The organism is bacterium 336/3, assembly GCA_001281695.1.
GTDB lineage: Bacteria > Bacteroidota > Bacteroidia > Cytophagales > Thermonemataceae > Raineya.
Genome location: LJIE01000001.1, coordinates 2645732 through 2665629 on the forward strand (window position 1 = coordinate 2645732; position 19898 = coordinate 2665629).

The 19898-nt window shown below is 30.9% G+C and carries 20 protein-coding genes; 6 read left to right on the top strand and 14 right to left on the bottom strand.

The window, feature by feature from the left end:
* Positions 1–226: 226 nt before the first annotated feature.
* Genes AD998_12245 through AD998_12260 form a run of 4 tightly spaced genes read right to left on the bottom strand, consistent with a single transcriptional unit; the run spans position 227 to position 2182 of the window.
* The gene (locus tag AD998_12245) at positions 227–700 is read right to left on the bottom strand and encodes a hypothetical protein (protein ID KOY86808.1); all 474 of its coding nucleotides are present in this window, start codon (positions 698–700) and stop codon (positions 227–229) included.
* A gap of 51 nt (positions 701–751) precedes the next feature.
* Entirely contained in the window at positions 752–1282 is a 531-nt protein-coding gene (locus AD998_12250; GenBank protein ID KOY86809.1) for a hypothetical protein, read from the bottom strand.
* A 57-nt stretch (positions 1283–1339) separates the two neighbouring features.
* Complete coding sequence (locus tag AD998_12255; GenBank protein KOY86810.1) at positions 1340–1762, bottom strand: hypothetical protein; 423 nt, start codon at positions 1760–1762, stop codon at positions 1340–1342.
* Positions 1763–1765: 3 nt separating this feature from the next.
* Entirely contained in the window at positions 1766–2182 is a 417-nt protein-coding gene (locus AD998_12260) for a hypothetical protein (GenBank protein ID KOY86811.1), read from the bottom strand.
* A gap of 177 nt (positions 2183–2359) precedes the next feature.
* Here AD998_12260 and AD998_12265 point away from each other — a divergent pair, with 177 nt between their 5' ends.
* Positions 2360–3658, top strand: coding sequence for a hypothetical protein (locus AD998_12265; protein ID KOY86812.1), 1299 nt, complete (start codon positions 2360–2362; stop codon positions 3656–3658).
* 47 nt (positions 3659–3705) lie between these two features.
* On the opposite strand, the gene AD998_12270 is transcribed toward AD998_12265, so the two are convergent.
* From AD998_12270 to AD998_12290, 5 genes are all read right to left on the bottom strand, one after another.
* Positions 3706–4098 carry a hypothetical protein gene (locus tag AD998_12270; protein KOY86813.1) on the bottom strand — a complete coding sequence of 131 codons (393 nt, stop codon included), beginning with the start codon at positions 4096–4098 and terminating at the stop codon, positions 3706–3708.
* Between the two features lie 125 nt (positions 4099–4223).
* Entirely contained in the window at positions 4224–4811 is a 588-nt protein-coding gene (locus AD998_12275) for a hypothetical protein (protein ID KOY86814.1), read from the bottom strand.
* A gap of 3 nt (positions 4812–4814) precedes the next feature.
* A complete protein-coding gene (locus tag AD998_12280) occupies positions 4815–5324 on the bottom strand; it encodes a hypothetical protein (protein KOY86815.1) in 510 nt (169 codons plus the stop codon).
* Positions 5325–5431: 107 nt separating this feature from the next.
* A complete protein-coding gene (locus AD998_12285; protein ID KOY86816.1) occupies positions 5432–7666 on the bottom strand; it encodes a hypothetical protein in 2235 nt (744 codons plus the stop codon).
* A gap of 31 nt (positions 7667–7697) precedes the next feature.
* Positions 7698–9500 carry a hypothetical protein gene (locus tag AD998_12290; GenBank protein KOY86817.1) on the bottom strand — a complete coding sequence of 601 codons (1803 nt, stop codon included), beginning with the start codon at positions 9498–9500 and terminating at the stop codon, positions 7698–7700.
* Between the two features lie 599 nt (positions 9501–10099).
* Between AD998_12290 and AD998_12295 the strand changes: the two genes are divergently transcribed.
* Complete coding sequence (locus AD998_12295) at positions 10100–10576, top strand: hypothetical protein (GenBank protein KOY86818.1); 477 nt, start codon at positions 10100–10102, stop codon at positions 10574–10576.
* An 81-nt stretch (positions 10577–10657) separates the two neighbouring features.
* Here the strand turns inward: AD998_12295 and AD998_12300 are convergent, their stop codons facing one another.
* From AD998_12300 to AD998_12315, 4 genes are read right to left on the bottom strand one after another with little or no spacing between them, the layout of a single operon-like run.
* Entirely contained in the window at positions 10658–11719 is a 1062-nt protein-coding gene (locus tag AD998_12300) for a hypothetical protein (protein KOY86819.1), read from the bottom strand.
* The gene (locus AD998_12305) at positions 11719–12687 is read right to left on the bottom strand and encodes a hypothetical protein (protein ID KOY86820.1); all 969 of its coding nucleotides are present in this window, start codon (positions 12685–12687) and stop codon (positions 11719–11721) included. Before AD998_12305 ends, AD998_12300 begins: the two co-directional genes overlap by 1 nt.
* A complete protein-coding gene (locus AD998_12310; protein ID KOY86821.1) occupies positions 12684–14702 on the bottom strand; it encodes a hypothetical protein in 2019 nt (672 codons plus the stop codon). The genes AD998_12305 and AD998_12310 overlap by 4 nt, the downstream gene beginning before the upstream one ends.
* Before the next feature lie 59 nt (positions 14703–14761).
* Positions 14762–15301, bottom strand: coding sequence for a hypothetical protein (locus tag AD998_12315; protein ID KOY86822.1), 540 nt, complete (start codon positions 15299–15301; stop codon positions 14762–14764).
* A 98-nt stretch (positions 15302–15399) separates the two neighbouring features.
* Between AD998_12315 and AD998_12320 the strand changes: the two genes are divergently transcribed.
* A complete protein-coding gene (locus AD998_12320; GenBank protein ID KOY86823.1) occupies positions 15400–15774 on the top strand; it encodes a hypothetical protein in 375 nt (124 codons plus the stop codon).
* 83 nt (positions 15775–15857) lie between these two features.
* Positions 15858–16664, top strand: coding sequence for a hypothetical protein (locus AD998_12325; GenBank protein KOY86824.1), 807 nt, complete (start codon positions 15858–15860; stop codon positions 16662–16664).
* 34 nt (positions 16665–16698) lie between these two features.
* On the opposite strand, the gene AD998_12330 is transcribed toward AD998_12325, so the two are convergent.
* The gene (locus AD998_12330; GenBank protein KOY86825.1) at positions 16699–16959 is read right to left on the bottom strand and encodes a 50S ribosomal protein L31 type B; all 261 of its coding nucleotides are present in this window, start codon (positions 16957–16959) and stop codon (positions 16699–16701) included.
* Positions 16960–17055: 96 nt separating this feature from the next.
* Between AD998_12330 and AD998_12335 the strand changes: the two genes are divergently transcribed.
* Both AD998_12335 and AD998_12340 read left to right on the top strand, forming a co-directional pair.
* On the top strand, positions 17056–18222 hold the full coding sequence (locus AD998_12335; GenBank protein KOY88181.1) for a hypothetical protein: 1167 nt from the start codon (positions 17056–17058) through the stop codon (positions 18220–18222).
* A gap of 103 nt (positions 18223–18325) precedes the next feature.
* Positions 18326–19882 (top strand): hypothetical protein, encoded by a 1557-nt coding sequence (locus tag AD998_12340; GenBank protein KOY86826.1) that lies wholly within the window; start codon positions 18326–18328, stop codon positions 19880–19882.
* The last annotated feature ends 16 nt before the right edge of the window (positions 19883–19898 follow it).

Below are 19898 nucleotides of genomic sequence, written 5' to 3' on the forward strand. Positions count from 1 at the left end.
TTCTCTTGTGGTTGGTATTCCACAAACCATCAACCTAAATTTTACTTATCATCCTTCGTCATTTTTGGTTTATCATCTATGAGTGAAGCCCAATTTCCTTTAGAATGTTTTGCTTGAAAACATGAAAGTACTTTTTTATTGGGCTTATTTATAGACCTATAAGTTTTAAAATATTGATACAAGTTAAAAGTTTGTACCAGCATTAGGGGAAATCAAAAAAGTAAAGTTATGGCAGTTTTGGGGAATAGAAATTGCTATTTGCACACTCTTTTTCTGAACCACATTGAGATAAAAGTTTGTTTATGTTGTTCATATCTGCATCAAAAGAATATAATATTATTTTAAAACCTTTAAAATATAAATCATTTGATTTCAAAATAATTTTATATGATAACAACCCATCTTGTTCATATTTATCAAAATATATACTATGTATTCCATTAAAAATAGGATTGGCTGCTTTAATATGTATTTTACACCAACATACAGCATCATCTTCAATAATTTCCCATGTACCACGTTTACTTGTGTATTCCAATGCAGGCAGTTCACATGTGTTATCATTATTAAATATTACTGTATTATCATTTTTTTTGAGTTTAAATTGTACATTTTCTCCTTTATAAATTATTTTTCCATTATCTGGATGCCATCCCCCTACAACTCCTTGTTCTGTAAAAGTTGAATTATTACAGCCCATTATAGTTATTATAATTCCTATGTATATGTATATTTTTTTCATTTATATTATTTATTCGTGTGTTTTTGTTAGTCCACTGAACTTATATAAAACTGCTGTCGCAACACCATAAAAGAGTATCCAATGTCCAGAAAACCCTCTTATTACGTTTGCTTTATAATGGTTATACTCTTGTTCTGTTAATGTTTTAATTAGTTGTCCGTGGTTCTGTAGAATGAATTGTCCATCTTTAATGCTTGGTGTACCACCTTGTGAGGCAAGGAATAGCATAAAGTTTATAATTGCATAAAAAAATCCTGCTACCACAATAATTACCAGCCAAGTTGGTGTTTCTTTAAATATTATTTTGAAAAATTTAATTGGGTTCATTCTGTTCAGCATCCCTGATTGTTGATATTCTTGAAGTTCCTCATTCTTTCTCAAATCAAGAATAACAGGAAGCCAAACTACAAAGATTCCAACATGTAAAAGCCAAACAAAAGGTACTGTTTTTGTAACATCAATGTCAGCTAGTGAAAGAATATGAACTAATAACCCCAATATCCAACCTATTAATGCAAAATAAAATAAGAATTTTTTCATTTTAAATATGTTCTTTTTTTAAATATACATGTCAGTTTTTTAATTACTATAAATACTTTATTCTATTATTTTTTTCATTCCATCTATGAGTGAAGCCCAATTTCCTTCAGAATGTTTTGCTCGTTCTTCGTCATAGTTTGTTTGAGAAATTATTAATTCTGTTACATTATCTGTTGGTTTAACTTCATAACAAACCCACAAATAATTTTCTGGTTTATCTTCCATACCACTCCAACTACTCAGATATGAATAAGCCACTTTTTCATTATGGATATATTCAAGAATTTCTCCTTTGTCTTTGTATTTCTGCCCTTCCCATTCTCCTTCAAAAACTATGTCTTCTCCAACTTTCCAAGTAGAAAATAATACAGTACCAAAAAAGTATTGCTTTACAATTTCAGGATTTGTTAATGCGTCCCAAACTTTTTCTATGGGTGCATTAACAATTGCCTTGTATTCGATTTTAAAATGTGTTTGCATATTCTATTTTTTTGAACTTTTCATTGCTTTAACTTTCTTTATTTTTGGGTCATTTACAAATTGTTCATATTCCTTTGTTTCTTGTCCAAATATTGCAATTTTCCCATCACTATTTGAATGAACACCAAAACCATAACGTTTTGTCAATGGTGAAGCTCTAAAACAAGGTTGTCCTTTTGAGAAAAATTGTTCTCTTGCTTTTTTATATTCAGTTTTTGTTAAGTCGTTTTTGTCAGCATACACTTGGAAAAAAATATCATCAGAAGTAAATTTATAAGGATTCTTTATCAAAAGTTCATACTGTATTTCTGCAACAGTTTTATTATCACCTTTTGATTTAGGGATTTCACCAATTTCAGTTGGACAGTCGTCTGCAACTTCAATAAATGTGTCAAAATAATTTGTTGTATGTAATTTCATTATCTGTAAAGTTATGATTTGAACGCTATATGATAAACTGTTATATTCAAATAGAGATTATAAAATAATATAAAACCTATTTTAAATGAAGATAATATTTAGAATTTTTCTTTTTTAGCATATATTTTCAGAAAATGGAAAAATTATTTCTTTGTTTAGTTTTAAATTACTTGAACTATGGAAAAAATAGAATTAAAAGGCTTTTTTACCTTAATAGATTTTTCTGTAACTCATAAACTACTACTCCTCAGAAAATCGGATTTTAATTTTGATAAGGTAGAACCTCTCAATACTGATATTATTTTTGCTGGTGTAGCTTATTTGGAACTTGATACAATTTTTGAAGATATAACTATTAGTAAACTAGGCGATAAGCATGATATTGAGTATTTTAGACAAAGAAGTTGTATCGAAACTTATGATGATGATTTTGTTATACATGAAAACATATTTGTATTAGAAAGTCAAGGCAAAAAGTTTTACATTGTGGCAAGAGATGTCATCATTGAAAATAACAATTATGACTCTGCCAAGACCAGTTTAAAACCAAAATGGAGAAATATTGATTATGAGAATCATATACCTAAAGATCTATTCCAAATCAACCCTAAATCTACCAAAGAGAATTCCTTGAAAGCATCTTTTGATGACGAATACATTGTAAAAATAACTATAAAATTCGATTTTAGTGAGTTTAGAGAGAATAATACTGAATTATTACATAGAAGTCTATTATTTCAATATCTTAAAGAGAATGATGGTAAAACTCTTACCTTCAAAACTCATCAACAAGAATTATTTTACTATTGTATGATTACATGTAATAACAAAGACTTTTATGATATCTTTGACACAAGTTTGAATGTTTTACTTCAAGATAATTCTTATAATTTAGTTGAATATGACTCTTATACTACAAATTTAATCAACCAATTATCTTACAGTTTATCCATAACTTATGATAACAGGAGTTTTTTAAAAATCACGAAGACTCAATTAAAAAAATATAAGATGTTAAAAGCATCTGATATTTCTTTCAATTCTATTAGTAATCCAGAATTTAAGGCTATTCATTTTGGAGGCTATTTACAAATGTATTTTACAGCTCAAAATGCAGAAACAGCATTAAGAAAAATAGAAGAATCTTGGAGTTTGTTCTTCTCAAAAAAGTATTTTAAATATCAAGAAACAGCTTTTCATATTTTTCCAGACACTCATGATGCTTTCTTTGCTGTAAGTATCGAAGAAGATTTTCTGATATCTGATAATATCTATCTAGATGTTTGTAGTTTTTTAAATGTTTATAATTTATTCCTATCAGAAAATAATATAGAAACATATTTGGTAGTATTACATAACTTTTATCATTCAAGTATCATCAATCCTCATTTATTTTCTGACGTAAATCTAGTTTTAATACGCAATTCAACTCCTTCTTATCCATCTTTTTTAGATATTTATCAATCTTTTATTTAAAGAAAGCTACCATAGTATTTTGTAAATATTATGGTAGCTTTTTTGCCTTACTTCTTTTTCTCCACAATTTCTATGGTGATGGTTCGTTTTTCACCTTTTTCATTTTCTATTTCCATTTTGGCAGTTCCTGCTTTTTTAGCCACCCATTGCCAAGTGGTGGTTCGTTTTTCAGTTTTAGGATTTTTATAAATGTGTGTTTCTTCTTTATCAAACAAATTAGCTCCTTCATCTACACTGACCATAAAGGCATCAGCATCACTGGTACGTATCCAAGCATAATAGGCATTCTGCCCTACTTTCATTTGTACTTTCTCGCCTGCTTTTGTGAGGTTTAAAGCCCCCTTTTTTGGTTTAAATGGTTCATCAGAGAAATTGAACTGAGCAAAAGTACCCAAAGAAACCAAATAGAAAAACACAATTAAAAAATGTACTTTCTTCATAACATTAATTTTAAGTAAAATAGAACAACTCAAAATTAAATATTTTATAAGCTTATTTTCAAAGCTATTTATCCAATAACTCTATTGGCTTTATGAAGGAGCATATATTTTATACCAAGTATTTTTTATTCTGTGTTTAGGGTTTTGAGTAGAATTGTGATGGCGATACCAAAACCAGCTCCTGATACAAACAAGTTCCATTTCAGATGCTCGCCCTTGATAAATTTGGTATATGCCCAAAGAGCAAGCATAAAAAGTATCACAATGAAGATTTGTCCTACTTCTATACCCAGATTAAATGCAAATAAAGGCAAAAGGATACTTCCTCCAAACATCATGAATTTAAAATTGCTTGCAAACGCCAATCCATGAATCAAGCCAAAAATGAGTGCAATAGCATATTTGATGTTTGTTTTGGAGAATTTTGTTTCTTTATTATAATTGAGAATATTTGAGATGGCTGTTAGCATAATGGTCGCAGGAATCAGCGTGTCTATGAGTTTGGCATTAGAAGGAATGTAATCTAATGCACTCAAAACCAGCGTTATGCTATGCCCAATCGTAAAAGCTGTAATAATGACAAGTATTTGTTTCCATTGCACAAGCTGAAAAGTAGCACACAAAGTCATAACAAATAAAAGGTGGTCGTAGGCATTGATATCTGCGATATGATGCCAACCACTCATAAAAAAAGTTGAGAATTTAGAAAACATAGTTTATAGACTAAAATTAACTGTACGATTATCAAGACTTAAATCATAATTTTCTTCTTTGACAAAAGGAGGTATTCTGACAAGTATAAAATTAGTTTGGGCATATTCAAACTCTTCAAAAAACAGACTATTTGATATTTGTATTTTATCTCCTTTTTTGAGTTTAATGGGAATATCTTTGAACCGAATGATATACACATTTGCAGACTTTATGACCTCAGAAGATTTATACACCATTGGTAAAACCTTTCCATTGATAAAAATTTTAACATGGTTTCCAAAATGTCTGTTGATACCCGCAATATCTTCTTGAGTGGGTTTTTGAATAGCTATTTTTTTGGAGAGCGTTTTATTGATTGCGTTTTCAAAATCATCAATAAATACCTTGCATTCATAAGAAAGTTCTCCTGTAGCTTGTTTGTATTCGAACAAAGAAGATGTAAGCTTAATGGGATGACTTGTACTTGAAAAAACAAGAAAAATCAAGCTAATATAGATGAATCTTAAAAACATTGAAATAACACAATTAAAGAATGCAACAATGATGCAAAAATAATAAACATTATTAAAATTGCAACACTATTGCATTTATATATCTCGTAGTTTTTAAAAGCTGATGTTTAAATCATTTTTTCTATAAACGTATATTGAGTGTATTTTTCTTCACACTCTTTCTGAAAAGCTTCATACCCTTTAGAATTCTTATGATAAGACCTTGTATAAATGTAGATGGTTTTAAGATTAGACATTTTCTTCAATTTACTGATATGTGCTTTTAAATCTCCCCAATCTATGTGTAATATTGTGATATTGCTCAAATCTGCTTTGGTTTTCAGGATTTTACCAATGCTTACATATCTCTGTGTCTGCCATTCGAGCTCACTATTGCTTGTAAAGTATTGGATAATCCAGTCGGGTTCTTCTGTAATTAGTATATTATTGGCTAATAGAAAATTTTTATCCTCAAATTTGATAACAGCCTTGGCAAGCTCCACACGATTGATAAGTGGATTTTTGAGCAGGTTATTCATCATTCTCTCCCAGTTAAATTTGACACGTATTCTTGCAAGAATAGTATATAACTCCGCATCTACATATTTTTGTAAGAGTTTATGAACCTCCAAAGAAATAAGCGTTTTTTTGAGAGAAATTAAAATAACAGCATACAACAAATTATCAGGAATGCCTCCTGTTTTCATCATTTCGAGAGCCATTTTTTGATTTTCGATGTCCGAACTTCTTAAAAAGCCCTCCAAATTCTCTAAAGCACTCTCATCTAATTGTTTCAAGAAAGGAGTTTCCAGTTGTTCCATCCATTGCTTGATATGCGAAGGCAATACCCAAGGCAATGAAGCTACTTTTTGAAGCGTTTTGATGTCTGCTTTTTTGAAGTTCTCACCAATACAAATATGTGTAACATCCTTACTTTCAATATCTACCACTTTCGCATTATATTTTTTACAGAACTCTTTCAATTCTTTGAGTGTGATACTCTCCCATCCTCCCCAAAATGCAATTTTGATGTTTTCTGGAGTTGTTTTTTGCAGTGGATTTTTAATTTTCTTTTCCAGATAAGCAATCAGATTGCGTTCGATGCTCTTATGAGCAGGTTTTAAACAGCCTTCTACCAGTTCGATATGTGTTTTATTACTTATAAATTCTTGATTATTAACAAAAACACCCGTCTGAATCTGTTTTTCGGTATCTGTTAAATTTAGTTTTTTAAAATTTTTAAAGAGTGTTAGTAAAGGATTTCCTTTTTTTACTTCCGTATTTTTAGTAATAGGATTTGAGCCTCCTATATTAAAAATCTGAAGATTTTCGAGTTTATAAAAATCTACAGGCAATGTTTCTATTTTATTATAACTTATATACAACTCTTTTAAATTACTTAATCTCGTAAATTGTATTGGAATTTGTTTGATTTTACAATTACTCAAATCCAAAACTTCTAATTTTTCTAAATCAAATTCATTCAAAACTTCCTCCAAATCAAGATTTTTATTACCCTTAATATATAAAACTTTTAAATTTGAAAACCTCCCTCCTAATGAAGATAAGTTATTATTAATTAGAAAAATTTTTTCAATATATTCCTTGTTCACATGTTTAGGTAGCTTCGTTATATTGAGTTCTGAGATAGACAAGGATTTTGTGTGTTCAGATTTATGGAGTTCATGGTCTTGAAGCGTTTCTTTCATATATCCTTGTGGTCCTATGGATATATGCTCTATATGAGTATTCTGGGTTATGATATCTATCAAGTAATTTTGTAAAACTTCATTTTTATCATTTTGTGTATTGACATAAATTTTTTTGAGGTAAGGTGATAATTGCCCAAATATTTTATGCATACCTTCTATTTCAGTAACGGAATTGATATTTTGAAAATCAAGATTTAAGTTTAAATATTCTAAAAAAGGTAATTCAAATAGAGAAGTTGGTAAATCTTCAAAAAGAACAGTTGTAGCAATATCAACAATTTGTAATTTTAAAAGCGTTTTAAATATATCTTCTTCAAATCTAAACGCTTTTTTATGTGTTCCATGAGAGTTTGTCAGAATGAGGTGTCGCAGGTCTTTTGCTTTTTTCAGACTCTTCAAAAATGGTGTATTTGATTCAAAACCCGCTACTTTTATTTTTTTAAGAGATGGTAATTGACAAATAGTATCAAAAACATCCCAAAAAGGATTTGTTTTTTTTTCCAGATAATCATTTGAAAACACAAATTCAAAACTTGTGAGATTCACAAGCTTTTGAGCCTGTTCAGCAGAAATAAGTTCTTTTTCACTTCCTACATAATAAAATGTAAGCTCTTCAGGTTTAGTGGTAGCAGTTTGGTAATAAGTAGCCATTTTTCAATATGCGATATAAATACTTGATAGTCTATATTTTAAACAAATAATCGTTGAGTTTATTTTCTGAATCCATATTCATTTTTTTACGAATACGATAGCGAGCCTTATAAACACTTTCAGGGGCTATCCTCAGAATAGACGCAATTTCTTTGGATGAGATATTGAGTTTTATCAAGGCACAGAGTTTGAGTTCTTGAGCTGATAAATCAGGATATTCAGCTATTAGTAATTTAAAAAACTCAGGATTGACAGCATCAAACATTTGTTTGAAAGTTTGCCAGTCTTTATCTTTAGTTTGAGTTACATCTATTTTCTGTAACAACTGCCTTGTTTCTTGTGGTTTTAGGGAAGTATCAGCTATATTTTTCTTCAAATCGTCTAAAAAATCGTTGTTTTCAGCAATAATTAAGGCATAATTCAGCAATTCCTGATTTTTACTTTCAATGAGTTGTTGTTTAAATTGTATCTCCGACTCAAGTATGGCATTCAGATTTGCCAAATCAGTTTGTTGTTTTTGTAACTGGTTATTTTTTTCTAAAATTTCTGAATGATTATTTTTTAAGGTTTCATTGAGCTTTTTGATATTCTGGTTGTATTTGTACAAAAAGTATAAAAATACAGACATAGCTACCACCGAAACCAAAGCCATAACAATTAGCCATTGTAGCCTTGATAAACTTTGAGACTGGAGTTTATTTTTTTCTTCTAAATGAAGTATTTTGATTTCCTGTTTCTCAAATTCGTTCTGAATATCCATTTTTTCAAATTTGGCAATATGCTTGATACGAGCTATTGAGTCGTCAATGGCATTGAGCTTTTCCGAAATTTCATAAGCATTTTTATAATCTTTTGTTGTTTGATAATAGTTTTTGAGGGCATCATATTTATTTTTCAGCAAAAAGACATTCTTATTTCCTTTTGAAATGGTCAAGCCACTATCTAAGCATATTTTAGCTTTTTGTAAGTTATTGAGTTGAGTATAGATTTTTGCAATGGAAAAATAAGTAACTGCCACATTTTCTTTATCTTTTACCAAATTGAGTTCTTTATAGAGATAAGTCAGTGCTTTTTCATAAGCTCGTTTTTTAGAAAAAATTGCACTAATATTGCCACTGATTATCCCCTCCCATTCCTGATTTTCATAGATAATGGCTGTCTCGAGTGCTTTATTAAAATATTGAAGAGCATTGGTTGTATCTGCTTCATACTGATAAGTCAGGGCTATGGTATTGAGGCTACTAATATAATTAGTAGGATTAGGATTATAATTTTTATACTTTATAGCTTGAATCATATAATCCCTTGATTTTTTGGTATTTGCCCTCAAATAACTATTACCTATCCCATAATAGGTTGCATAAATATTTTTCTTGTCATCGTATTTTTTAAAAATGTCCAAAGCTTTCAAATAATACCCTAATGCCTTGTCATCGAGGTGATTGTATAGACATGTTTCCCCTAGCTTCAAAAAAACTTCTCCTTTTGTTTTTCCTAATTCGTGAGATTTCATGTAATCAGTCATATCCCCTGATACCAATAATCCGTCTTGATATTGTTTAATAGAAAAAAAGTAATGATAAATTTCTAAATACACCTGAATAGTAAGATACACATTTCCAGATTGTTTTGATTTATCTAAAAGCTTTTTCCAAGCAGCTTTGGCATCATCAATGGTATATTTCTTTACTTCTGCATGAATCTCATATAAAATAATGGAAACCGAATCGTGTCTGCACAGAAATAATTTCGTTTCTAATTGATTATAAGCATTTTGAGCTGTTGCGTATTGGATAAGAATAAAGTTAAAAATAAAAAATAGGTATTTCTTCATTACTTGAAATGTACAATTTTTGACTACCTAACAAAGTTAAAAAATCGTATTAATTAAAAAAATTATATTTTCTTTGGCAGATATAATTTCTTTTTTTCTGATGGTTAAAGACTTTCTAAATCCTATATAACGAATTTTATTTTTTTATGATTATACCTATACAACTCCATATAATATTTTATATATCAACATTTTATATAAAAATCTATTTTGTTTGTCCATATAAAATCTATATTTTAATAATAGCCTTGTCCATATTTTATCCATATCACTTTTTTGTTTTTCTCTTTATGTTATGATTTCTTTGTTATCAGAAAAAAACAATTTTTTTCTAAACTCTACAACTATGAAAAGAAAAGATTTTTTAAGAAAAGGATTTATGGGTTTAAGCTCTTTTGTTGTTGTTCCTACACTACTAGATTCGTGTAAGAAGAAAGATAACGAAGATGTTATGACCACCAATGGTTTTACATTCATAAAGACTATTGTTGTTAGTGCATAAAGTTACAATGTGTTCCTTATATTTATTTAACCATCAAGCTCTTAGTAGCTTACATACTAAGAGCTTTTGTTAGTAAAATACTACAAAACTATTTTTTATGACGTTAGAAGAAGTTTTAGAAAAAATAAAAATTAAGATACAGGAATTAGTCGTTAACAGATTTTCAGGACGTAGCCATCAGGAAAATTTATGGGTTTCCGCTCAAACAGCCAAAGAGTTACATGAGCATCATAATTTGGTAACGGATATACGCATCAAAGAACTGTATGAGGTTTTAGGCATTTTGGAAGCTAAGAATATCAAATGTTTTCTGTCTCATGAATCCTTTTCAAGCGAATTATCAAGAGAGCAAACCCAACAAATCGAGAGTTTTATTTATAATGCTAAATACTTAAATAAAAGCGTGTTTTTTGAATTTTTAAAATATAAAAGAGATGTTCTCAAGAAACCCGAATTAGAGAATACCACTGATATGTTTCTAAAATTTATCACTCATAAGCCTCTGATTACAATACTTTATATAGAGTACTGTGATTCATTATCTCAGAGTAAAAATCTTTCTCATAATAAATAAATATTAAGTGTAAATATCTTGTAAGAGATGTTGTTTGTGTTTTAGACACAGTATAAACGATGTTTATACTGTGTTTTTATTTTAAAAAGGCAAAAGCTCTACGAAACTTTCTATCGTCCTTCCTGCCCAAGTATTTTGTAAGATAGCCACTATTTTATTTTTAAAATCAATATTTCCCTGAGGAAAAGAGCCCTCTTTCTTCCAAATAATTTGTTTATTTTCAATATCATATAAAACCCACTCCAAATCTTTATCTCCTACACTCCACTCATTAATATTTTGGTTTTTAGGGTTTTCTGATTTGAAAAATAAATACTTCCCATCTGATGATATTTTACTTGAAAATAAATTAAAAATGGTTCGGCAACCTATTTGTGTAAATAGAATAGATTGTTCTTCTTTTCCTGTCAGAAAATTATAAACGCTAAAACCCTCACTTTTCTGAAATACAGCCAGTTTCTCTGTATTTTCTATGAAATTAAAGACATTTTCGTCCATGCTTCTCCCTGCAAAATATTGATATGGTATTTCTAAAGTATTGATTAACTGGCTTTTTTCAATATTTTTAGCTATTTCATAAATATAAATTTTATTCTCCATTGCCTGATAAGCCAAGTATTTTCCATCAGCACTCATAGTCAGATATTTGGTGTAATCTTTCTTTTCGGGTGTTGGCAAAACAGACTCTTTATCTTTTTCTAAATCATGGAAATGTAATTCTTTACCATTTGGCACAATCAATATTGGTAATGTAGAATGAAACAGCATATTGACTGTATAACGCCTTTCTAAATTGCTGACTTCAATAATTTTATGCAGTTTCAAAAAATTAACACTTTTTTCCTTTACCTCTAAGCCCTGTTCTTTTAATTCTTCTTGTGTATATTTTCCAGTTTCTTCAAATGTAAAAACATACACCTTTCTATTACAAGAAAATGCAAAATACTGATTATCAAAGCTAAAATCCTGATGCAGAATCGTAGCTGTACCAGTTCCTATTCCCTTTACAGTCATAATGTAAAGGGTTTTACCTGTTTTAATATCTAATATTCTTACTTTCCCCAAATAACCACAAATACTCAACATTTTTCCATTTTTAGAAAACTGAGCAATATGGTAACCTGTGGGAATTTTGACTTTCATCATTTTTGAGTTGCTTTAGACAATTTCTCAGCTAATGAAAATATATCATTCTTTCTTGCTAATGCTTCCACCCAATGAGCAGGGATACTTTCTATACCATAATAAATTCCTGCCAACCCACCTGTCACACAGCCAGTTGTATCGGTATCTTCGCCCAAATTTACAGCCTTTTGTACTGCTTCTGCATAATTCATAGATTTCAGAAAACACCAAAAACTCGCTTCTAAAGTATGCAATACATAGCCCGAAGACCTAATTTCATTTTCTGGATATTCGTAAATTGGGTAAATATTGTAATCTCCAATAGGATTTTCAAGTATTCTATGAAATTTACTAATTTCATGTTCTGAGCATATCGAATACTCTTTATAAAACGCATTCACCGTTTTTTGCATATTTTTAAAGGCATCCATTTTATTTATGCCCTTCAAAAGCTCTAAAACGTATTCTATGTAAATAAAACAACTGTTGATAGAACGAATATGCCCATGTGTGATAGATGATGTTTTTGCAATCAGTTCAAAACGCTCATCAATAGGCATATTTTGGATATAAAAAGCCAAAGGTAAAATACGCATGAGTGAGCCGTTTCCGTTGTCGTACTCTGTTACACCACCAGCCACAAGAGGATTGACGCCATCTCGTACCCGCCTCAAAGCCTGCGAAGTAGCCACACCTATATCAAACACCTTTCCATGTGGTGTCCAATGATTTTCCTGATACCATTTCAAGAAGTTTTTAGCAATTTTATCTACGTCATAACCTTCACAAAGCGATTCGGCAAGACAAAAAGCCAATGAACTATCATCAGACCATGTACCAGCAGGCTGGTTGTGTGTACCATAACCTGTCATTTCAACAACAGGACTATTTCTAAGAAGCTCTCTGCTTAGAAACTCCACAGGAACGCCCAAAGCATCTCCTACTGCCATGCCTATCAAGGCGTCTAAAACCTTGTTTGTATTCATAATTTATTATCTATGTTTTTATGTTCAAGTGGCAAAAAGAATTGCCAAGGATTTTTCCAAAAGGTTTTCAGGATAAATAAAGTTAGCTTTCTTGTTTCCGTAAATGTAATATTTCTTGATTTGAGAGCCACTACAACCGAAAGCCCGAAGCTAACAGAAACGTTTACCAATCCAATCAGCAAAATACCTAAAACTGTAATGGTAATAACTTCTGCCGATACATCATTTTTTAACGTAAACAATGCCAAAGCAAAATTCCCTGCTGCAAAAGTCACATGTCGAATATCCAGATTGAGTCCCAATATTTTGCCAATATTCCCCATAAAGCCTAAAAAAAGTCCCAAATAGAAGTTTCCTGCTAAAGCTCCCAGATTTTTCTCAATATAATCTACAAACTTCAAAAATACACGTTTAGGAAGTATCTTTCTGAGCCAAGAGTAACGCCTTAAACGTTCAGGGATATCATCATAAACTACTTTGTTATCGTAATAACCTGCTATTAGCCCCGATGTCATCAGAAAAATAGCTGCAATAGTTGCATGAGGCAATGCTGCACTCGTAAAAGGAGCTAGTTCTGCAATCATTTTTTGAGATTTTTCAATAGGAACAACTGTATCATTAAAAATATATTCGTACAGCCATGTAAGTCCGTAAGCCACTGGAAAAACCATAAGCACATTTCCTACTAACGAAATAAACTGGCTTCTCACCAGTCTTGCAATAATAGGTGCTACTTCTTGGAGTTTTTTATCTCTCCTTTTGGAATTTGGGGTTTCTTCTTCCCATGTTCCTAATGTTTCAGCAATTGTAGAGGCTGTCATGGCTGGTTGTTTAGTAGCCAGTGTAAAATGCAAAATATGAATCATGATAAAACCCAAAGAATAGTTGAGTCCAAAGAAAAAGGCTTCCCAAAAAGGTGCAAAATGCTGAATGCTGATTCGAGCTTTAAAAATACACAAAAAAGCTACTATAAAGCCTCCTCCCAAAGCATACCCAAAGAGCTTCCAGTATTCTTTTTTGTTGGAGGTAATGTAATGCTCCCCTGTTTTTGAAGTATGTTCTACTACTTTATAAGCCAGATAACCCAGATTATCAGATAAGTGCTTACGAACACTATATTTTTTATTTTCTGCAAAAACCATTTCTTTCAGTAAATCTACAACTCTGTCATACTTTTCTAATTTTTGTGGATTTTGTAATATGAATAAAAGAGCCCTCAAACGTTCAATATTTTGTGTAAGCCTAAGGATAAAATAGGTAATTCTCAAACTTACCCCATATTGTTTTTTACCTTTTTGCAAACGACTGATACTCTCCTCGCATTGTTGTATCATAACCAAAATATGTTTGTAATCCTCTTCATTATCAGATTTATACAAAGGATTATTTTTATAATTTTCTACAAAATGCGAAATTTCTCGACTTAGTGTAAGAAATGGTGAAGTCAAATCATCCATATCTGGCAATTTGGCTATAATTTCAGGCTCTAACCCCAAGGCAGTAGCCCTTTGTGAAAGTACTACAATGGCATTGAGCATTTCATTTTCCCAGTATTCCTTCACTTTTTCATTTTCAAACAAGTGTATTGTCTGAAAAAACTCTATCCATAATTCATCAGGAATAGCCCAAACCCATTCAAAATCATCATCTTTATAAAAAATTTCATTCAGGGTATTTCGTAGCTCATTTTTAGGCATCAGAGGAGGTAGCATCTTATACGATAATCGTTCAAAAAGCCCTAATACAAAACCTTTACTACCCATAACACCAATGTCTGTAAGTAAAACCAAAAGATTATTGGCTAAACATATTTCTTCAATATGCTTTTGGAGTGCCTGAGAAAGTTCTTCATCAGATTTAAGATGATTCAACATTTCTTCAAATCGGTCTTTTGCATAATTAACACTTTTCCAACTTGCTGGTCTTAAGTTTTTCACAAAATGTAAAACCGTTTTTAAAGTGTATTTTTTTTCTTGGTGATTGGCTTTCAATTCATCAAAAACAAGTTTCCACATAGCTCATAAAAGTTGGTTGATTGTTCAATTTAACCAATTTATGAGCTTTTACCAAATTATCAAGCCTTTTTCCTGTTTATGGTAAGATTTCTGATTATATCAATAGCATACTCTACTCTCTCATTTCCTATTCCAGAAATTTCAGCAAATGGGAAGCCCAAATCTATCAGGTTTTGCTTGTACAAATTGTGTAATTCTATTCTTTTTTCTGGTTCAGGATGTTCTCTCAAAGGGTCTTCTTCCCAAGGCAAATCAATGTTTGTAAGCAAATAAAAATCATAGTTTTGAGTAGGTAAAGTATCTAAAATCCATGAATGACACTTGCCAAATACATACTCTGCCCATATTTTCGTAACAAGAAGTTCTGTATCAAAAAAAATGTACTCTTTATCTTGATAGTTTTGAATAGCTTCTTGGGCTTGGTAATATTGCTCCTGAGCTATTGACAAAATGTCATCATAAGTATATTTTTCTATTTTATGTTCCAAATATTTACGAGCATATTCCTCTATCCAAACCGTTTTGAAGTGTTTGGCTAAGTTTTGAGCTAAATCAGATTTCCCTGTGGACTCTGCTCCTACAATGGCTATTTTCAACACGTTGGTTTTGTACGATTTTTGCTGATTAAATTTTTACATACAATTTTAACAGATTTTTTATAAAATTCCGTTATTTGTTTACATAATCAAAAAACATTATGAAAAGTCGTATCACTACCGCATTATTAGCTTTATTTCTTGGAGGTATAGGTATTCATCATTTTTATTTAGGAAAAAATAGTAATGGTATACTTTCCATTTTATTCTCTTGGACATTTATTCCTCGTATAACATCTTTTATTGAATCTATTAAACTATTTATGATGAGTGATGAAGAGTTTAATCTTAAATACAACACATCTCATTATCATAAACAGATGCTTGAACAATTTGGCAAAGGTGTTTTCAATGGAGGAACTCAAACGCAGAAGTTAGATGTTGCTGATGAACTTAGTAAACTGGCTTCTTTAATGGATAAAGGGCTGATTACCTTTGAAGAATTTGAAAAAAGAAAATCTGTTTTATTAAAATAATCATATAATTTTTTTTCATTAAAAATTATCTTAATGTTAATTTTTTGTTAATTTTGAAAAATAAGAATTAACACTTTAAGATTATGAAATGGAAAATCATGAAAACCACGATTCCTATCTCTATGGCAATCGTGATTATCAAATTAGTGCTTATTGAATCTTTTCAATTCCAAGGTTTGGTAGAACTCAGCGATATAGCCCTGATAGTCAGTGCAGGCGTATTTTTAATAGGTTTTATGTTGGCTGGTACCATGTCAGACTATAAAGAAAGTGAGAGGATACCTGGTGAAATAGCTTCTGCTTTAGAATCTATAGAAGAAACTTGTGTATTATTAGCTGATAGACCTAATTTCCCTATCAAAACTGTTTACCAAGAATGTCATACTGTTAGTCATCAAATTCATGACTGGTTTTATAAAAAAATTTCCACAGAACAGATGTTCCAAGCTCTTACTAATTTTAAAGAACTTTTTTCAAATCTTGAAAGAGCTGGAGCAAATCCTTCTATCTTGTCACGTGTATTCAATGAATTAAGTTCTTTACGCAGAGTACTTACACGCACCAATGTAATTTCAAGAACTGGTTTTTTGGCAACTGGTTATGCTTTATTAGAGGTTCTACTTTTTGTAATCACAGGTGTTATGCTCATTGTGAAGTTTAAACACCTTATTGCTGCTATTGTGGTAGTATTCTTTATTACTTTAGTTTATATTTATATGTACAAACTAATTCGTGATATAGATGATCCATTTGAGCACAGTGAACATGAATCCGTAGGAGCTTCTGAAGTTGCCTTATTTCCTTTACAAGAATATATGGAGCGTGTAGAATATAGACTCAAAGAACAAGAAAAATTAGATAATCAGCAGAGTATAACCTCTGTAGCCTGAAAATAAGAATAGCGTGGTAGATACCACGCTATTTTTATTTCTTTACTACTTGTTTTTTTGCCATACGTTGGTTAAACTTGTCCACACGACCTGCAGTATCCAACATCATTTTCTTACCTGTGAAGAAAGGGTGAGATTGAGAGCTAACCTCTATCTTGATGACAGGGTATTCTTTACCGTCTTCCCACTTGATAGTTTCTTTGGAAGACATAGTAGAACGAGTAAGGAATTTGAAGTCGCAGCTCAAATCCCAAAATACTACCTCGTTGTAGTTAGGATGAATTTCTTTTTTCATTTTTTTATGCAATTATGCGTGATTACTCATAAAGGAGTGCAAATTTATAGAAAAAAACATATATATTCAAACTTTTTTCAATAAAATCTTTTTATGATTAACTTAACTCTATTTTTCAATCAGCTAGAAGAAGACCTTTGGACACAAGCAGAGCAAGATATTTCTGCTCTATTCCACCAATTAAGCATACATTATAATTCATTACCCAATTGGCAAGATGCCGATATCGCCATCATTGGTTTATTGGAAGAACGAGGTACTCAAAAAAATTTGGGTGTAGCTGGAGCAGCCGATGCCATCAGGCAACAGCTTTATAAACTCAAAAAAAGTAAAGTACCCTATAAAGTAGTAGATTTGGGGAATCTACGCCCTGCTCCCAGTCTACAAGAGACTTATCAAAGATTGAAAGTTGTTTGTGAACTTTTGATTTCTGAAAATGTTATTCCTCTCCTTCTAGGGGGTTCACACGATTTGATGATTGGGCAATTTTGGGCATACCAAAACCTTGACCAAATCATCTCAATTGCTAATATTGATTCCATGGTAGATGTGGACGAAAACCAATCAGAAGCTAATAAAAATCATTTATTGCAAATCCTTACTCATCAACCCAATTATCTTTTCAATTTCAGTCAAGTAGGACATCAAGGTTATTTGAGTTCTTCAGGATTTCTTGAGATATTTGAAAAAATGTATTTTGATATTTATAGTGTTGGGAAAATTAGAGAAAATATTGTTAATTTAGAACCTATTATCAGAGACGCTGATATGGTTACTTTTGACATTTCAGCTATCAGGAAAGCAGATGCAGGAGCTACCATTTATGCACAACCTTTTGGACTTACTTCTGATGAAGCAGCCCAAATTTGCTGGTATGCAGGCATTAGTCCTAAAACTTCTTCTATCGGTTTTTATGAATACAATCCACAATTGGATACTCATGGACACAATGCACAAGTGCTAGCTGTAATGATTTGGTATTTTATTGAAGGGTTTTATCATAGAAAACGTGAAGATGATTTTGATAGCAGAGCTTTTGCAAAATATATTGTCCCTTTTGGAAATGAGAAAGACTTTACACAAAATGTAGACGAATTGGTATTTTACAAACAATTATCAACTAACCAATGGTGGATGGAAGTTCCTTATAATCAGATAAATTCAAAGCCTATCAAAATTGCTTGTTCTTATCAAGATTATTTGGCTGCTACAGAAGGCATGATTCCTGATAGATGGGTAAGTACACATGCAAAATTGCCTTGATTTTTTTAGAAACAAGAGAAAAGAATCAGAAAAAAGACCTTTAGAATTGATTTCTTGATAGTAAATATTGTTTATTGTTCAATGCTCATTGTAAATTGATGTTATGAAATTCAACGAAGAAATTATCAATACAGCCCTTTTGGGAACTCAAAAAAAAGAATTGAGTACACAATCTTTGCCCAAAAGCATACAAGATATAACAGCTAAACTCAATAAAACTGAAAAAGAAGCCTTCTTTTTTCAATCTATAGCTTTGCTCAATCAATATTATAAAGGTGGTAATTTGGAGATTATGACCGATTTGCCACAAAATGCTCTTGCCACTGAAGAAACGCAAGTTTATATATCTGATACAAGATTACAAGCATTTAGAAAGTTATTAGAAGCAAAAGCTACCCATTTTTATTTTTGGTATAAACTTCTTGATTTGTGTATTGCTGATAATCAGATTGTTCCTCCAAAATATTTGGTACGTTTACTAAATATGGGTATAAAAAATAAAAGTACAGCCATGATGAAACGTATTTTGTCTGTGGTGGGTAATCGAGGTAAGTGGCTTATTCAGTTCAATACACAATGGCAAAATGCTTATGAGAAGGATTTAGAAATATCTTTGTATAATCAGCTTGTTGCTACTCGTAAAGAAAACCCTACAAAAGCAAGAGAAATGCTTGTGGAAGCTTGGGATAATTTCAACACTCAAGATAAAAATCTTCACCTTACTATTTTAGAAGAAAATTTAAGCAAAGATGATGAGTCTTTTTTGGTGAATGTCATAGAACAAATCAATCAGAAAAAACTTACAACCAACGCTCAATTGCAAGAATTACGTAAAAAAGCTATTGCCTTTTTACTCTGCATACCCAATTCTGCTTTGAGTATTGAAATTTGGGATAAATTCAAAAAATACATCATTTTAGATAAAGAAAAAATAGCTTTTAAACTCCCTAAAAAAGAAGATGATTTCTTTTGTAAGGAAGTCATGTGGGAACGTTTAGGACTTATTGAGCAAAGTTATAACACTACTTGGTATAACGATATAGAAGCTTGGGCTTTTGAGCTTTTACGCCTTACATCACTTGATAATATTGAGAAGCATTTAGGTTTAGATAAAAGAGAGATTTTACATCAGTTCAATAACAACGAAACACTTATTCGTAAAGTCAAAAAAGAGACTTTAGCCCTCTATACAAGAGCCATTGCTGACTCTTCTTGGAATTTTAGGAATGAAGCTTGGGCTAAGGCTTGGATTGATTATTTCAAAGATGTTTATAAAATTCAAGAAAATTCTATCAGCAAATTATTTTTCTTACACAGTCCCAAAGAAATTGAGGAAATTTATATCAAATACATCAAGCTCAATAGTGCAGATGGATACGCTCTTAGAGACGTTTTAAAGGAACATTCAAGTGCTTGGAAATGGTCGGAGAAATTTTCTATATATATTCTAGAGGGTTTATTAGAAATTCTGACGCAAGATAGTCATGCAAAAGAAATTTTTAACTTTTTGGAAAGCGTAATACATCGAATAGACATCAATGCCTTCAGTAAAATACCATTAGAACTGACCACTCAGACTGATAACTGGAGAAAAAACAATTATACACAGAGTTATCATGACTTTATGCAAATCAAAGATTTGTATGAAATTATAAAGTAAGTATAAAATTATTGTT

What these genes read in the sequence shown, in the direction of transcription:
- AD998_12245 (KOY86808.1), bottom strand. Translation starts at nt 700, where the DNA reads ATGGGCTGTAATAATTCAACTTTTACAGAACAAGGAGTTGTAGGGGGA.
- AD998_12250 (KOY86809.1), bottom strand. Translation starts at nt 1,282, where the DNA reads ATGAAAAAATTCTTATTTTATTTTGCATTAATAGGTTGGATATTGGGG.
- AD998_12255 (KOY86810.1), bottom strand. Translation starts at nt 1,762, where the DNA reads ATGCAAACACATTTTAAAATCGAATACAAGGCAATTGTTAATGCACCC.
- AD998_12260 (KOY86811.1), bottom strand. Translation starts at nt 2,182, where the DNA reads ATGAAATTACATACAACAAATTATTTTGACACATTTATTGAAGTTGCA.
- AD998_12265 (KOY86812.1), top strand. Translation starts at nt 2,360, where the DNA reads ATGGAAAAAATAGAATTAAAAGGCTTTTTTACCTTAATAGATTTTTCT.
- AD998_12270 (KOY86813.1), bottom strand. Translation starts at nt 4,098, where the DNA reads ATGAAGAAAGTACATTTTTTAATTGTGTTTTTCTATTTGGTTTCTTTG.
- AD998_12275 (KOY86814.1), bottom strand. Translation starts at nt 4,811, where the DNA reads ATGTTTTCTAAATTCTCAACTTTTTTTATGAGTGGTTGGCATCATATC.
- AD998_12280 (KOY86815.1), bottom strand. Translation starts at nt 5,324, where the DNA reads ATGTTTTTAAGATTCATCTATATTAGCTTGATTTTTCTTGTTTTTTCA.
- AD998_12285 (KOY86816.1), bottom strand. Translation starts at nt 7,666, where the DNA reads ATGGCTACTTATTACCAAACTGCTACCACTAAACCTGAAGAGCTTACA.
- AD998_12290 (KOY86817.1), bottom strand. Translation starts at nt 9,500, where the DNA reads ATGAAGAAATACCTATTTTTTATTTTTAACTTTATTCTTATCCAATAC.
- AD998_12295 (KOY86818.1), top strand. Translation starts at nt 10,100, where the DNA reads ATGACGTTAGAAGAAGTTTTAGAAAAAATAAAAATTAAGATACAGGAA.
- AD998_12300 (KOY86819.1), bottom strand. Translation starts at nt 11,719, where the DNA reads ATGAAAGTCAAAATTCCCACAGGTTACCATATTGCTCAGTTTTCTAAA.
- AD998_12305 (KOY86820.1), bottom strand. Translation starts at nt 12,687, where the DNA reads ATGAATACAAACAAGGTTTTAGACGCCTTGATAGGCATGGCAGTAGGA.
- AD998_12310 (KOY86821.1), bottom strand. Translation starts at nt 14,702, where the DNA reads ATGTGGAAACTTGTTTTTGATGAATTGAAAGCCAATCACCAAGAAAAA.
- AD998_12320 (KOY86823.1), top strand. Translation starts at nt 15,400, where the DNA reads ATGAAAAGTCGTATCACTACCGCATTATTAGCTTTATTTCTTGGAGGT.
- AD998_12325 (KOY86824.1), top strand. Translation starts at nt 15,858, where the DNA reads ATGAAATGGAAAATCATGAAAACCACGATTCCTATCTCTATGGCAATC.
- AD998_12330 (KOY86825.1), bottom strand. Translation starts at nt 16,959, where the DNA reads ATGAAAAAAGAAATTCATCCTAACTACAACGAGGTAGTATTTTGGGAT.
- AD998_12340 (KOY86826.1), top strand. Translation starts at nt 18,326, where the DNA reads ATGAAATTCAACGAAGAAATTATCAATACAGCCCTTTTGGGAACTCAA.